This window comes from Rhodoferax sp. GW821-FHT02C08 (genome assembly GCF_059421805.1).
Genome location: NZ_JBWKVR010000025.1, coordinates 23,148 through 38,246 on the forward strand (window position 1 = coordinate 23,148; position 15,099 = coordinate 38,246).

At 56.0% G+C, this 15,099-nt stretch carries 13 protein-coding genes and 1 pseudogene; 7 read left to right on the plus strand and 7 right to left on the minus strand.

Annotated elements, in window-relative coordinates; translation table 11 throughout:
- Positions 1-17: 17 nt before the first annotated feature.
- Genes AC07VY_RS22450 through AC07VY_RS22465 form a run of 4 tightly spaced genes read left to right on the plus strand, consistent with a single transcriptional unit; the run spans position 18 to position 4,785 of the window.
- Positions 18-1,040, plus strand: coding sequence for a TRAP transporter substrate-binding protein (locus tag AC07VY_RS22450; protein ID WP_495074229.1), 1,023 nt, complete (start codon positions 18-20; stop codon positions 1,038-1,040).
- A gap of 8 nt (positions 1,041-1,048) precedes the next feature.
- The gene (locus tag AC07VY_RS22455) at positions 1,049-2,899 is read left to right on the plus strand and encodes a TRAP transporter large permease (RefSeq protein WP_495099463.1); all 1,851 of its coding nucleotides are present in this window, start codon (positions 1,049-1,051) and stop codon (positions 2,897-2,899) included.
- A gap of 33 nt (positions 2,900-2,932) precedes the next feature.
- Positions 2,933-3,778: a transketolase gene (locus tag AC07VY_RS22460; protein WP_495074230.1), complete on the plus strand. Its 846-nt coding sequence runs from the start codon at positions 2,933-2,935 to the stop codon at positions 3,776-3,778.
- On the plus strand, positions 3,775-4,785 hold the full coding sequence (locus tag AC07VY_RS22465; RefSeq protein ID WP_495074231.1) for a transketolase family protein: 1,011 nt from the start codon (positions 3,775-3,777) through the stop codon (positions 4,783-4,785). The genes AC07VY_RS22460 and AC07VY_RS22465 overlap by 4 nt, the downstream gene beginning before the upstream one ends.
- A 238-nt stretch (positions 4,786-5,023) precedes the next feature.
- Here the strand turns inward: AC07VY_RS22465 and AC07VY_RS22470 are convergent, their stop codons facing one another.
- The 5 genes from AC07VY_RS22470 to AC07VY_RS22490 are packed head-to-tail and all read right to left on the minus strand — an operon-like array spanning position 5,024 to position 10,706.
- The gene (locus AC07VY_RS22470; RefSeq protein ID WP_495074232.1) at positions 5,024-6,553 is read right to left on the minus strand and encodes an ABC transporter ATP-binding protein; all 1,530 of its coding nucleotides are present in this window, start codon (positions 6,551-6,553) and stop codon (positions 5,024-5,026) included.
- A gap of 36 nt (positions 6,554-6,589) precedes the next feature.
- The gene (locus AC07VY_RS22475; RefSeq protein WP_495074233.1) at positions 6,590-7,516 is read right to left on the minus strand and encodes an ABC transporter permease; all 927 of its coding nucleotides are present in this window, start codon (positions 7,514-7,516) and stop codon (positions 6,590-6,592) included.
- Between the two features lie 2 nt (positions 7,517-7,518).
- Positions 7,519-8,595: an ABC transporter permease gene (locus AC07VY_RS22480; RefSeq protein ID WP_495074234.1), complete on the minus strand. Its 1,077-nt coding sequence runs from the start codon at positions 8,593-8,595 to the stop codon at positions 7,519-7,521.
- A gap of 14 nt (positions 8,596-8,609) precedes the next feature.
- The gene (locus tag AC07VY_RS22485) at positions 8,610-9,722 is read right to left on the minus strand and encodes a BMP family ABC transporter substrate-binding protein (RefSeq protein WP_495074235.1); all 1,113 of its coding nucleotides are present in this window, start codon (positions 9,720-9,722) and stop codon (positions 8,610-8,612) included.
- A 30-nt stretch (positions 9,723-9,752) separates the two neighbouring features.
- Positions 9,753-10,706 carry a dihydrodipicolinate synthase family protein gene (locus tag AC07VY_RS22490; protein ID WP_495099446.1) on the minus strand — a complete coding sequence of 318 codons (954 nt, stop codon included), beginning with the start codon at positions 10,704-10,706 and terminating at the stop codon, positions 9,753-9,755.
- Between the two features lie 535 nt (positions 10,707-11,241).
- Between AC07VY_RS22490 and AC07VY_RS22495 the strand changes: the two genes are divergently transcribed.
- Together AC07VY_RS22495 and AC07VY_RS22500 are read left to right on the plus strand one after the other, a co-directional pair.
- Positions 11,242-12,030, plus strand: a complete 789-nt coding sequence (locus tag AC07VY_RS22495) for a FadR/GntR family transcriptional regulator (protein WP_495074237.1) — start codon at positions 11,242-11,244, stop codon at positions 12,028-12,030.
- A gap of 321 nt (positions 12,031-12,351) precedes the next feature.
- Positions 12,352-12,614, plus strand: a pseudogene (locus AC07VY_RS22500) (IS30 family transposase); the annotation flags it as partial.
- A 219-nt stretch (positions 12,615-12,833) separates the two neighbouring features.
- Here AC07VY_RS22500 and AC07VY_RS22505 read toward each other — a convergent pair.
- Entirely contained in the window at positions 12,834-13,112 is a 279-nt protein-coding gene (locus tag AC07VY_RS22505; protein ID WP_495074238.1) for a hypothetical protein, read from the minus strand.
- Positions 13,113-13,169: 57 nt separating this feature from the next.
- Entirely contained in the window at positions 13,170-13,619 is a 450-nt protein-coding gene (locus AC07VY_RS22510; RefSeq protein ID WP_495074239.1) for a cupin domain-containing protein, read from the minus strand.
- A gap of 55 nt (positions 13,620-13,674) precedes the next feature.
- Between AC07VY_RS22510 and AC07VY_RS22515 the strand changes: the two genes are divergently transcribed.
- Positions 13,675-14,151, plus strand: coding sequence for a MarR family winged helix-turn-helix transcriptional regulator (locus tag AC07VY_RS22515; RefSeq protein ID WP_495074240.1), 477 nt, complete (start codon positions 13,675-13,677; stop codon positions 14,149-14,151).
- Positions 14,152-15,099: the final 948 nt, after the last annotated feature.

Genomic DNA, 15,099 nt, shown 5'->3' on the forward strand with positions numbered 1-15,099 from the left:
TAACTGAGGAGACTGAAATGACCGAATCCACCATGAAAATATCCCGCCGCCAGCTGCTGAGTGCGGCCTCTGCGCTGCCACTGTTTTCCATCGCATCGCGTCCGGCCTTTGCTGCGGAATTCAACTACAAGTTTGCCACCGGACAGGACCCTTCACACCCGGTAAACAAGCGCGCGCAGGAAGCTATTGACCGTATCCGCAACGCCACTAACGGACGCCTGGACATCAAATTGTTCCCGGCCAACCAATTGGGCTCGGATACCGATCTGCTGTCCCAGGTGCGTTCAGGTGGCGTCGAGTTCTTCAACCAAGCCAGCGTGGTGCTTTCCACGCTGGTACCCGCCGCAGGCATCCTCAACACCGGCTTTGCCTTCCATGACTACAACGAGGTGTGGAAGGCCATGGATGGACCGCTGGGCGCCTATGTGCGCGCCCAGATTGAAAAAATTGGCTTGCTGACCATGTCCAAGCCCTGGGACAACGGCTTCCGAAATATCACCACGTCCACGAAAGCGGTCAAGACACCCGACGACCTGAAGGGCTTGAAGATGCGTGTGCCCGCTGCACCCATGCTGTCCTCATTGTTTACCTCCCTGGGGGCCAGTCCGACCCCAATCAATTTCAACGAGTTGTATTCCGCGTTGCAGACCAAGCTGGTCGAAGGCCAGGAAAACCCCCTGGCCATCATCAGCACCGCGCGCCTGTACGAAGTGCAAAAGTTCTGCAGCCTGACCAACCACGTTTGGGACGCTTACTGGATTTTGGGTAATCGCAAGGCCATGGATCGCTTACCCAAGGACATCCAGGAAATCGTCTACCGAGAACTCGACAAGGCTGCAACGGAAGAACGCGCTGACATTGCCGGGCTCAACACCTCCTTGCGCTCGGACTTGGCGTCCAAGGGCATTCAAATGATTGATCCGGACAAGAAGGCGTTCAAGGATGCGTTGGTCAAAAACGGCTTTTACAAGGACCTGCGCGCCAAGTTTGGTGAAGAGGCTTGGAAGTTGCTGTCTGACAGCGTCGGCGGCCTAGGCTAAGCACCATGATGTTGGCTGCTACCAACCCACACCGGGAGGGCTCCCTCCTGGCGCGCATGGAGGCCTGGCTGGGCCACTTCATCGAGATTCCTGCTGCGGTACTGGTGATCGGCGAAGTGGCCGTCCTGCTGGCTGGTGTGGTGATGCGCTTCATCTTCAACAGCCCCATCCCCTGGGCCGATGAACTGGCATCCATTTTGTTCCTCTGGCTTGCCAATCTGGGGGCTGCCGTGGCACTGCGTCGGGGTATGCACATGCGCACCACGGCGCTGGTGTCAAGGTGGAGTGAACGCGCTCAGTCCCGGGCCGAGGTGCTCGCCGTTGTGATCCCCGTGCTCTGGCTAGCCATACTGATCTGGCCTATGACTGAATACGCACTGGACGAATGGGTGGTGCAGACGCCCGCGCTATCCTGGCCGAATACGATCCGAGCCGCCGCCGTGCCGGTAGGTGGCGTCTTCATGCTGGCCCTGTGCCTGCTGAAACTGGCACAACATGGCATTGCTGAAATCGCCAAGGTCTGTGTGGCCATTGCCATCGTTGCCAGCGTTCTGCACCTGGGCGCTGACTGGCTGCAGTCCATTGGAAACTGGAATCTCTTCATTTTCTTTGCGCTGATGCTGGGTACCGGTGTGCTGCTGGGAGTGCCGATTGCGTTCTGCTTTGGCATGGCCACGGTCGCCTTCCTCCTGACAACCACATCAACACCTTTATCGGTGGTGAGTGGCCGCATTGATGAAGGCATGAGTTCCCTGATTCTGTTGGCGGTGCCGCTCTTCATCATGCTGGGGCACCTGGTGGAAATGACGGGCATGGCCAAGGCCATGGTGGATTTTCTGGCGTCTTTGCTGGGCCATGTGCGTGGTGGATTGAACTATGTGTTGCTCGGCGCCATGTTGCTGGTCTCTGGTATTTCGGGTGCCAAAACTGCCGACATGGCTGCCGTGGCACCCGTGCTGCTACCAGAGATGAAAAAGCGCGGCAACCCGGAAGGTGAACTCATCGCGCTGCTGGCGGCATCTGGCGCCATGGCCGAGACCATCCCACCGTCGCTGGTATTGATCACCATCGGTTCCGTGGCCGGCATCTCCATCAGCGCCCTCTTCACCGGGGGCATCCTGCCAGGCGTAGTGCTGGCCATCATCCTGGCCGTGCTGTCACGCTTTAGAAGCGCCGAAGTGACGCAGGGCCTGAAACGTGCGCCAATGAAGGTGGTGGGCAGCACCCTCTTGATCGCGCTGCCTGCGCTGGCCCTGCCGGTGCTGATCCGTACAGCGGTGGTGGAAGGCATTGCCACAGCGACGGAAGTTTCGACCATTGGCATTGCCTACGCAGTGTTTGCTGGCCTGTTGATTTACCGCCGCTTTGACTGGAAACGCCTCTATCCCATGCTGGTGGATACCGCCGCCTTGTCGGGTGCCATCCTGTTCATCATCGGTACAGCAACGGGCATGTCCTGGGCTTTGACCCAATCGGGCTTCTCACACAGCCTGGCCCATCTGATGACCAGTGTTCCGGGTGGCAAGTACGGTTTCCTGATGGTGTCCATCGCCGCATTTGTGGTGTTGGGCAGTGTGCTCGAAGGCATCCCGGCCATGGTGCTGTTCGCCCCACTCCTGTTCCCGGTAGCCAGAGCCATTGGCGTGCATGAGGTGCATTACGCCATGGTGATCATTCTGGCGATGGGCATTGGCCTGTTTGCGCCACCCTTTGGTCTGGGCTACTACGCCGCATGCACGATTGGCCGAGTGCACCCCGATGTCGCCGTCAAGCGCATATGGCCCTATCTGGGCGCGTTGCTGGCGGGCCTGATCTTCGTGGCCTTTGTGCCCTGGTTCTCGATTGGCCTTCTGGGTTGATCAAAAGATTTCTACTTCACTGCAAAGGACATCATGTCTGATTCCACCACCAAACTCAAAGACTGCGCGTACCGCATTCGTCGCTATGCCCTGCGCATGGGTGAGGTCCAGGGCCAGGGCTATATCGGCCAAGCCTTGGGCTGGGCCGACGTGCTGGCCGTGGCCTATGGCCATGCAATGAACATCCGCGCCGCTGATCCCGAATGGGAAGGGCGCGACCGTTTCCTGCTGTCGCACGGCCACTACGCCATTGCCCATTATGCGGCGCTGATCGAAGCGAAGATCATTGCCGAAGACGAGTTGGAAACCTATGGCAGCGATGACAGTCGCCTTCCCATGTCTGGGATGGCAAGCTACACGCCTGGCATGGAAATTTCCGGCGGATCCTTGGGGCAGGGCTTGCCGATTGGCGTGGGCATGGCACTGGCCCTGCGCCATAAGCAGAGCAAGGCTTTTGTCTACAACTCCATGTCCGACGGCGAGCTGGACGAAGGCTCCACTTGGGAGGCGGCCATGTCCGCCTCCCACCATGGCCTGGGCAACCTGATCTGCCTGGTGGACATCAACAACCAGCAGGCCGATGGCCCGTCCACCAAGATCATGGGCTTTGAGCCGCTGGCCGACAAATGGTTGGCTTTTGGCTGGCATGTGCAACGGGTAGACGGCAATGACATGGCTGCTGTGCTGAACGCTTTTGACACCGCGCGCAATCTGACCGAAGCCAAACCACGGGTGATCCTGTTCAACACGTTGATGGGCAAAGGCGTTCCGTTCCTGGAGACCCGTGACAAAAATCACTTCATTCGCGTGGACCCGCCGGAGTGGCAAAAGGCCCTCCAGATTCTTGACGACGCACAGGCAGAAGGAGCCAAGGCATGAACACCCCCACCGCAGAAAAGAAACCCCGTCTGACTACCTCCGCCATGATTGCCTCAATTGCGTCCGAGGGGCAACGGGTTGTCGCGGCGCCCTTTGGCAAGGCTCTGGTCGAGCTGGCCGCCAACCGCCCCGAAATCGTCGGCCTGACCGCCGATCTGGGCAAGTACACCGACATACACCTGTTTGCCCAAGCCTACCCGGAGCGCTTCTTCCAGATGGGCATGGCCGAACAACTGCTGATGGCAGCGGCCGGCGGCATGGCCAAGGAAGGCCTCATGCCTTTTGCCACCACCTATGCGGTATTCGGCACCCGGCGCGCCTATGACTTCATCCACCAGGTGATTGCGGAAGAAAACCTCAACGTAAAGATGTGCTGCGCCTTGCCGGGCTTGACTACCGGCTACGGCCCCAGCCACCAGGCCACCGAAGACATCGCCATGATGCGCGGCATTCCCGGCCTGACCATCGTGGACCCCTGCGACGCATTGGATATCCAACAGGCCGTGCCTCAGATCGCCGCCCACAAGGGCCCGGTCTATATGCGCCTGCTGCGTGGCAGCGTGCCCATGGTGCTGGATGAAGTGGAGGGCTACAAGTTCGAGCTGGGCAAGGCCAAGATGCTGCGCGAAGGTGCGGATGTGCTGGTGATCTCCAGCGGCATCATGACGATGCGCGCGCTGGAAGTAGCTGCTGATCTGGCCAAGGACAACATTGGTGTGGCCGTGCTGCACTGCCCGACTATCAAGCCGCTGGATGAGGCCGCCATCATTGAAGCCGTCAAATACCAGCATCGCTTGGTGGTGGTTGCTGAGAACCATTCTGTCATCGGTGGGCTGGGTGAGGCGGTTTCCAGTGCCCTGCTGCGCAATCGGGTGCAGCCGGCGGGATTCGAGTTGGCTGGCTTACCCGATCAGTATTTGGATGCCGGAGCCTTGCCCACGCTGCATGATCGCTATGGCATCAGCCGTGAGGTCTTGGGCCAGCGCGTGCGCAAGTGGCTGGGTTGACGTAAAAGCATCGGTGAGCGCGGCGGTATCCCAGCTGATGAATGGTCGCTGCGACTCGCTTGCCCAGTTTGATGTAGAGCTTGACTGCTCGAATTCGATCTTCGTAGGAATACATGAACTACTTTCAGGTAGTCCAAGTTTTTATCCGCACCCCCAGTTGGTCAGTTTTGGATCGGCTCTAACACCCAGGACCGCCAATCAGGGGAGCTACTACTGCGATCGTACTTTGCTGCAGTATTCAGAACAAGGCCGGAGCTATGTCAGTACCTGCCATAAATTTGCCAATGACGAGCTTATCCGCCGTTTTGGCCAAAGTCTCATAGACGATTCGACCAGCGTTCATGACGACGACGCGATCCACCAAACTGATCAATTCATCCAAGTCTTCGGAAATGAGCAGCACGGCGGCACCGTTGTTGCGCGCATCGAGAATTCGATTGTGTGTCTCTTCACACGCCATAAAGTCGAGGCCAAACGTTGGGTTGGACGCAATCAACAGTTTCATGTTTTTGTTCAGCTCTCGGCCAAGGACTGCGCGCTGTACATTTCCGCCAGACAGCGAGCTCACGCGTGCCTCAAGTCCAGGCGTTTTGACACGGAACTGTTTGACCAAACGTGCTGCTTGTTCCATAAGGGGTTTACGTAAAAGAAAAATGCCCCGCCGTAGCGGTGGACGGTCAAAGTTGCGTAGTGCAAGATTCTCAGCCAGCGACATGCGGGCCACACAAGCGTTCTTCAGTGGTTCCTGTGGTAGGCCGTAGACCCCAAGGCGCGCAATTTCCTTCCGGGTTCCGTGGAATTCTTGGCCCGCCACCTTGACGACTCCAGCACGGTCTCGTTGCCCCATTAGGGCCTCAACCATCTCAAGCTGCCCGTTGCCAGACACGCCTGCAACACCCACGATCTCTCCCGCGCGCACTTCAATGCCCAGGTCATGCACCGCTGACAGCCCAAGATCGTTCTTGACCGTAAGGTTGTTAACGGAAAGCGCTACACCGCCCACCGTTGTCGCTCGAACGGCGAGGGAGTCGGTCCGTTTTGAAAACGGCTCACCTATCATGGCTTCAGCCAACTGATCATTGGACAGTAGTGACACAGACGCGCTGCATGCAGCCGCTCCGCGACGCAGTACCGTCACATCATCGGTGTAACGGCGTACCTCATCAAACTTGTGCGTAATCAAGATTGCACTTACCTGGCCATCCTTCGCGAGGCTTCGCACGTAGCCAAGCACTTGGTCGGCCTCCTGCGGTGTCAGAACCGAAGTGGGTTCATCCAAGATCAGAAGACGTCGACCAAGATACAACTGTTTGACCAGTTCGGCCTTCTGTTTTTCGCCAGCTGACAACTGCGACGTACGGATGTTGAGGTTCAGGTGAAAAGGCAGCCGACTCGTCAGTTCATCCAGAACCTGAAGCTCCTTTTTCCAGTTGATGAACCCTGGTAATTTGGCACGGCTAACCACGAGATTCTGTGCAATCGTCATGGATGGCACCAGTGTGAAATGCTGGTAGACCATGCCAATACCCAATGCATCAGCGTCTTTCGGTGATGCGATTCGGTGTGCGCTCCCATCGATACTGATCTGACCTTCGTCGGGTTGATAGAAACCAACGAGGCATTTCACCAATGTGCTCTTGCCAGCGCCATTTTCTCCAAGTAAAGCGTGGACGCTACCTGCCGCGACTGACAGCGATACATGGTCCAGGGCAACGATCGATCCGAAAATTTTCGTCATGCCCACAAGGTCTAGTTTGAGCGCGTTCATGGTTATTCCTTGGGAATGTTGCGTAGGTCAGTCGGGTTATCGATGCAGGCTCAGTTCACCAGGTGCATCGGCAAACGGCGCGGCCCGGGAGGTCGATGCGATCATGATCGCCAGCGTGAGGACATACGGCGCGGCATTGAACAGGTAGTAATAGCCGGTGACCCCGACGCCTTGAAGAGCGGGGCCCAATGCACCGGCCGCCCCAAACAGGAGGGAGGCGCCGAGTGCGCTCATCGAACGCCATCGTGCGAAGATGACGAGCGCGACAGCCATGATCCCTTGTCCACTGGAAAGCCCTTCACTCCAACTGCCTGGATATGACAACGAGAGGAAGCTGCCACCAACACCGGCGAGAAAGCCTCCGAACATCGTCGCTGCAATTCGAATGCCCAGTACGGGGAAGCCAAGGGCACGCGCACCATCCTCACTGTCTCCGACGGTACGCAACACCAATCCCCAGCCAGTACGATTGAGGAAAACGTAGACAGCGATCGCCAAAAAGATGCCGACGAAAAAAAGTGAGTTGATGTCCAATGCCGAGCGCAGTTGCGGAATATCCGACCAAAACCCGAGTGGAATCGACGGCAGTGCTGGCGCCTTGGGTTCGATAAACGGCTTTCCCCAGAAGAAAGCCAAGCCGGTGCCCAGCACCATGAGGCTAATGCCGATGGCGGTGTCATTGACCCGCTTTACACTGCACAGCAGGCCGTGTAGCAAACCGAAGAACATACCTGCCATGCCTGCGGCGAGGACACCGAGCCAAGGTGAGCCGGTGAGGAACGAAACGGCATACCCAGCCATTGCGCCCAGCACAAGATTCCCCTCCAAGCCAAGGTTGATTCGACCTGACTTTTCGGTCACGAGTTCGCCGAGGCTCACAAAAATGAAGGGAGTGGAGACGCGGATGGCGCCGCCGAGAAGGGCGAGGGGCAAGGTAGCCCATCCAAGGGTGGTGGTTTCCATCATCAACTCCTTTTTGACTCGTTGAGCTTCTGCGCAAGCGCATCGCCAACCAGCACGCAGACAAAAATCAGACCTTGAAAGACCAGGATGGTCGCATCCGGAAGTTCTAGTCGACGTTGCAGAAGGCTGCCGCTCGCCTGCATTCCACCTATCAAACAGGCGATTGGAATGATCGCCAGCGGGTGGTGGCGAGCGAGAAATGCCACCAAAATGCCACTGTTTCCATAGCCAACAATGAGGGAAGAGTTGGCGGTACCCTGCACGGCGGCGACTTCAATGGCTCCGGCTAAACCGGCCATGGCGCCCCCCACTGCGGTTGCACCGATCACCCAGCGGTTGACCGCCAGACCGACCATCTTCGCCACCCGGGTGCTCCCGCCGACGACGCGCAGTGCGAATCCCCAATGCGTGAAGCGCAGCACCACATAGGCAAGCACTGCGAGCAAGATGCTGATCGCCAAGCCAACGTGCACGTCAATTCCTGGTATTACCGGCAACATGTATTGCGTGTTGATGGGGTGCGTGGAGGGTTTGTCCAAACTCGCCGGATCGCGCAGTGGGCCTTCCGTAAGATGGTGGAAGGCTGCAAGTGCAATGTAGGACAGGAGCAGGCTTGAAATGGTCTCGTTCAATCCTCGGAACTGGCGCAATGCGCCCACGCCGGCAAACCACGCCGCACCCACCAAAGCACCTGCGGCCAACATGGCAACTTGCATGGACAGCGGAAACGAACTTGCAAACGGCAATGTGACAACCGCCGCTGCAAGACCTCCAATCACCAGCGCTCCTTCGCCTCCGATGATCACCAGCCCAGCCTGGGCTGGAATGGCCACTGCCAAGCCCACAAGGATAAGTGGCGCGGCGCGAGAAAGCGTGTCTTGCCAGGCGAAGCTGCTGCCGAACCCTCCCTGCATGATGAGGCTGAAAACCTCCAGGGGATTGCGGCCGTAGAACGCCACAAAGCCCGCAAATACCGCCGAGGCTGCAAGCACCGCCAAGACGGGCAACAAGGCGCTGATCTGAAGGGGCGATAGTGTCCAGGCTGGCTTGGCCGGCGGAATGGGGATGGTCGATTGCATGGGGCAGTTCTTCTTTACATCTGGCCGATCACACCTTCGACGAGATAGTTGATCGGATCGAGTGCCCGATCGTTATCCCTAAGCGCAGTTCCCGCTGGAATGACGACGTTACCTTTGTTGTCTTTCAGCGGTCCATTGAAGATGATCCGGGTGCCCGCGATCAGTTCTGATCGCGCCTTGTCTGCCGCAGCTCTGGCCTGTGGAGAGACCACCTTGCCGAACGGCGTGTTCTTCACAAAGTTTTCCGTCAGTCCGCCGCGCAGATAGTGAGTCGGCTTGCTTCCTTTGCGCACGCCATCGACGAACGCCATGTAGGGCTCAATCCAGTTCCACTCCGCCCCGGTAAGAAACAGCTTGGGTGCGACATCCGCTTGACTTGAGTGATACCCGATGGACATCACCCCTCGTTTCTCCGCCGTCTCCACTACCACCTTCGGGCTATCGACGTTGCAGGCAATGACATCGACGCCTTGGTCGGCGAGAGTGTTCGCTGACTCGGCTTCCCGAACCGGGAGTACCCAGTCCCCTGTAAAAATGACTTGAACTTGAATCGTCGGATCGACCGAGCGCGCTCCGATCGTGAAGGCATTAATGCTGCGAACTAAGTTGGGAGTCGGCTTCGCGGCGACGACACCAAGCTTTTTGCTCTTCGTCATGTGACCTGCGACGACGCCGGAAAGGTACTGGGCCGCAAAGATGTAGCCATAGAACGTTCCGACGTTCTCGGGCATGCCGGATTGCCACACACCGCCTGTATGGGCAAAGGTCACATCCGGATACTTGGCTGCCATCTCGAGGACATGGGGCTTGAAGTAGCCGAAAGATGTGGCGAGGATAAGCTTGGCACCGTCCTGCCGAATCATCCCCTCCATGCTGCGCTGAGCGGCGATCGTTTCAGGGACCCGCTCTTCTTCGACCACCTTGATGCCCGGCACCTTCTTGAGCGCCAAAGCCGCTTGGGCGTGAGATTGGTTGTACCCATAGTCCTGCTTCGAACCAGAGTAAAGAATCCCTACGGTGAGCGGTGTTTGCGCATGGGCGGTGCTTTGGCCTAGCGCATAAGGCACGGTACCGGCTGCTGCAAGCAGTTTCAAAAGTGATCGACGGTCAATAGGATGGGTGTTCATCTGAGCTCCAGGAGTTAAGGGGAAAAAAGATCAATTGCGTACGGAGAAGGTCAGACCGGGTGCATTGCAGTTCCTCAGGTCGGTTTCCAGTTTTTGCTTGTCGGCACTCGACAATGAATGCAGTGGCTGGCGCACGGAACCACCTGCAAGACCGATCAGATTGCACCAATGTTTGAGCGCTGCGCATGGCATGTGGCCGCGCATCAATGGGGCCATTACCCAGTTGTTGAACACGCTGCGAAGTTCAGCGAGTGCCGCAAAATCCCTTTCAGCCTGTGTCTTAAGGCCCAAATCGAGCTTTTCCGTGTAGTCCCTTAGGGGGCGGTAGCCGGGGACTTGGTAAAGGAACGGTTCGGGATCCGCATACAGAATGCGCTGACCATGGGTCGTGTAGCTTGCAAAAAAATGTTCTTCCAGTGGATCGCTGACGACCACTCCGTTTCGCGCAGCTAGACGAAGCGCATCGTTCTCAGCATACGCCGTGGTTTTCAGCATCTTCAACTGTGGGATTTCGCAGAGCTGCGAGAACACCTCGGGTTTCAGAGGGCTGCCTGCTGCAGTTGCCGCATTGAAGATCACCACCGGCATGTCCAGTCGAGTGCAGATGTACCGAAAATAGTCAAGCTGCTGCTGGTCCGATCTGGGTCCAGATGTGGGTACCATCAACACGGCGTGTTCGGCGCCTACTTTTTTTGCGTGAGCACCCAGTTCCAGCGTTTCTTCAAGGGACGATGCCGAAACGACAACTGAGATACCGAGCCGTCCTTTGCTCTCGTCGATCAGCACCTCAACAACTCTTCGTCGCTCAGGATGACTCAGCGCCCACACTTCCCCCATCAAGCCATTGCAGAAGATGCCACGCAATCCCAAATCGATATATCGTTGCGTGTTGTGCCGTATTCCATCTTCGTCAAGTGCCAAGCTGGGGGAGAAGGGTGTGGGAATTGCGGCCCACAGGGGTGTTCTTGGCTGAGCGGTTGTCATAAAAAATTTAAGCGGTTCGAGTTGATGTTGTAAATTTAACCGTATAAATAGGTTAAATGCATAGGCACAATGGCGTATTGTGGAAAAAATTTATATGTGCTAAAGGTTTTTCGGGTGATGCGCGCGGTGGCATCCATACTGTGTGCACTTAGGTAACTCCTTATCTGCCCTAGAGACTGATAAAGAAGCGCTGCGAACTGATCAGCCGCTGTAAGAGCGGTATGTACCAGCAGTTGCTAAAGGACAGAAAGGCGCTTGTGTGTAACGCCGCTGCTAGCGGCGCGTGGATGATGCGACCAATCGCGGGCTAGGTGCGTAAGGCATACTGCAGTCCCCAAGTCATAGATGGTGGATTACGCCCCGGAGCTGCAGGACATGGAGCCCTCGGCTCGTCTGTAGACCACATACGATGAGCCACTATTTAGCCGCATTCGGTTGGTGCGAAATAATTTCCCAGTGTCGGCCATGGCGTCAGGGGATTGACGGCCCTTTTTCTATCCGGTTTATCATGTGAATTTGAACCACAGGACAACGCATGACCATGGCGCCGCGCAGGGGAACCCGCCAGAAACTTTCCGATCTAATCGTCGAAGATGTGAAACGCTGGATCGTTGCAGAACGCAAACAGCCAGGCGATAAGCTACCCAACGAAAAGGAACTGGTTGAGCTGTTTGGTTATTCGAAGAGTACGGTGAGGGAAGCGCTGAAGGCTCTCGAGGTTCGTGGGTTGATTTCCATCCGTACAGGTCCTGGTGGTGGTGCATTTTTACAGGAAATGACGCACGAACATGCTTCCGAACCGTTGCGAAATTTCCTGCATTTCCATACCTTGAACGGACATCACATCTATCAACTGCGCAAAGTACTTGAGCCAGCACTTGCCGCAAGCGTCGTGGGACTTTTGACACCGCGTCACCTTGAGCGGTTGCAAGAAAATATTAAATTCTGTGCGATGCCGGTAACCAACGCAGAAGAGTTACGCGCTCACCGCGAGGCAGAACTTGCTTTTCACTCTATCCTTGCTGAGTGTTGCACCAATCCTGTTTTGGCGTTCGTCTGCCGATTTCTTAACGATCTTCTAACCGATCTGATGGTTTACAAAAATGCCTTGGACGGTCACGAGCTTGGTAAGGCGAATGTTGATTACCACACGCAATTGCTTTTGGCCTTTCATGCGAAGGATGCGGATAAGGTGCATGCCCTGATGGAGGAACATATGGCCGATGCAGAAACTCACATGCACCAAATGGAAGTCGTGGCCGATGTCAAACAGTTGATGCTGCCGAGTGGTCAACACTCGACCGCGTTGTCCAGCATTTCTTAGCAAATCCGCGCCCTCAAATGTGATTTGTCCTTTACTTTTCAACGCTGTAAACAGCATGTTGAACGCCTGAGAGACAGTCAATCCAACTAGGAGCACCAGGACGGCCGTCGTTGGCATTGTGGGCCAACGTTGTACAACTAGAAGAACCAGCTTCTGGGACGTGAGACACTTGCATCCATGAAACGCACCAATCAATCCCCGCAGGAGCGAGAGCGCGAAGAGCTTGAGCGCCAGGTTGAGGTCCTGTGCCGCGAAGTCCAGCAGCTGCGGCTTGAGCAGGACCTCTTGAACAAGGCCAATGAACTGCTAAAAAAGGGCCTGGAGATGCACGGTCACAAGCAATTCACGATGGCCACCGATATCCAGGTCTACTTCTGTGATCCTCACAGTCCCTGGCAACGCGGCAGTAACGAGAACACCAATGGGCTGCTCAGGCAATACATGCCAAAGGGCATCGATATCTCGGGCTACTCACAGCTACAACTCAACGCGATTGCGAGACAATTGAATGAGAGGCCGTGCAAGACGCTCGGCTTTCTACGCCCGCTGAGATGTTCCGCGAATGTGTTGCATTGACCGGTTGAATCCGCCGCCTGAAGCGGCCGTAGGCAGGGAAGTTTTAGCAGCGCAAGGAGTCCTCACGAGTGGCTGCTATCTGAATGCCCAATTCCACGATCCGCATGCATGGTGCATGCAAATTCAACTGTAAACCGGAAGCACGCCAATTGTGCGACGGGTGACGAGCCATACAGGTGTCCCGCATTCTGCGGACTCCTCTGGACGGAATTTCATTCAGATTACGCTCATCCCATTTCGGGTGTTACAAGACTGTGGAGAGATTTCACCTCAATCTTTGGCTGGACGCCCGAAGGAATATTGGGTGCGACATACTTCGCAAAGAATCGATCCAGCTGGTCTTTTGATTTCCATATTTCCATGATGCGCCATCCACCCTCAATGGGATGAGCCGTGTGCATAACGAACCCATCTGCCTGCTTCAAAGGCTCTCTCAGCATATCAATCATGTCGTCGTAGCTTTGCTGTGTTTGCCCTTGTATTTCACTGGTGAGCAAAATTGTCATGGTGCGTCCTTTCTGTGCGTGCTGGTGAATTTGATCTATCCGTTTTTGGCAGCCTGACTAGGAACGAGGCACAGCGGGTACCAAGCCGTATTGCTGCATCGTGCTGAGCAACTTGGCTTTGTCCGGTGGCCCGCCTGCGTTGATGATTGCGGCCATATCTTGGAAGTATCCAATGCCGATGTCGGGTGTATTGACAACCAGGGCTCTTGCGATCACCGCATGGGGGTTGCTAAATCCATGTGTTTCACCCGGTGGTGTCGACATGCTTTGGCCCGGCTGCAAGTCGCGTGTCTCGTTTCCCACAGTAAAGCGCAAGGTCCCTTCCAATACGACGATCAGTTCCTCGCTTGCTGCGTGGCTATGAGGCAGGGGAACGTTGGAACCAGGTGGAACCGTCAGCTCAAAACACCCCATGCGACTGGCATTGGTTGCCCCTTGTAAGTAGCGGATTTCAAGTTGCCCCACATTGACCACATTGCGGTCGCCTGGCGTTGCGTTCGTTTCCATGACACACTCCTATGTAAAATTATTTTACAGATTGAGTGTACAGAATTTTTACCAAATGGCCAACTCCATCAAAAAAGCTCCTGCCTCCCAAACTCCCCATATTGGGAAACCACTCATAGGCGCATTGCTGCGGATTCCTCGCGAACATGTGGTGCTGCGTATGCTGAAAACGGTCAACGAGCAAGGTTTTGATGTGTCTGCAACTGAGCTATCTGTATTCATGTATCCAGGGCCGCATGGACAACGTCCCATAGAGCTGGCCAGGCGGTGCAACATGTCCCGCCAAGCCATGAATTACGTTCTAGTCGAGCTGGAAAGACGTGACTACATAAAGCGTCACGCCGGGCCAACCGCTGCGTCCGCCGTTGTGCATATGACCGAGCGCGGCGCATCCATGCTGAAACTCATGCGTAACTGTGTTGAAGTCGTTGAAATGGAGTGGATGGAGCACCTTGGCAGGCCGCGTTTCAACGCACTGAAGGATGCGCTGATGGATTTATCGGTTTGGTTGGGCAAGACAAATGGTGCTTGAGCACTTCAGAGGCGCTTGAGTTACGAATGCCCGGTCTGAATCGAACAGAGGGCAAACCGCTACTTGCCAACATCGCCCCCATGACCATGCTGTTTACATCCCTGTCAGATGACGAGCTGCAAGTGCTCGATGTGATTTTCGGTGCGTCATAAAAAAGGACAATAACGCGGGCAGCATTAGCTTGTTTGGCGGGTGCATCCCCTTAGATGATCCGCCGAGATCCAGGATGATATTCAGCCATAGCCCCAACCTTTGCCTACTGCCATAGCATCGCCTGTATCACTGTAGGGCCAAGCGTCAGATTTTTCCGCTAGGGCGTGGCAGGTGCCGACGCATGTGTCGGCGATGGCGCTGGGTTAGGACGGGCAGCTGGTAATGTTTCCAGCTTCAACCAGTTCTCATTTGCCCGCACCAACCGTGTGTCGAACTCCGATGTCCACTTATCAAATGCCGACTTAGAGCAAAGCAGATACAAATGCCCTCCGACGACCTGCCATAACTCCGGAATGCCTCCGCTCTTACGGCCTTCGGATACTGCGTAGGCGCAATGGCCATCATAGGCGGGCGCATAGCGCGAAGGTTATTTATGCGGACAATTGCAGTTGTCCTCAATCGGGTCGAGACTGGGACAACGGCTGGCCACACAACTGAGAGTGATGACCTTGCAAGAAAAAGGGGAGTGGTCATGCCAACGTTTATGCTGTCCATAATAGTGGGCAATTATCTCAACCAACGAAAAGCAATTTCGTTGATTTTCGATCAACATTTGTCGCCATTCGATCAATCGGAGTAGATTGCAGCTATACGGTCAACGTCGAACAACATGCCGATCAACGAAGTTCGACGGACATGTCTTGCCAATGCATCAGCGACGCCCGTTCCATCTGATTTCGAACGCCGAAACCATTGGACCGTATGCCCTCCCCCTCGAAGACCTCGCGCCACTCG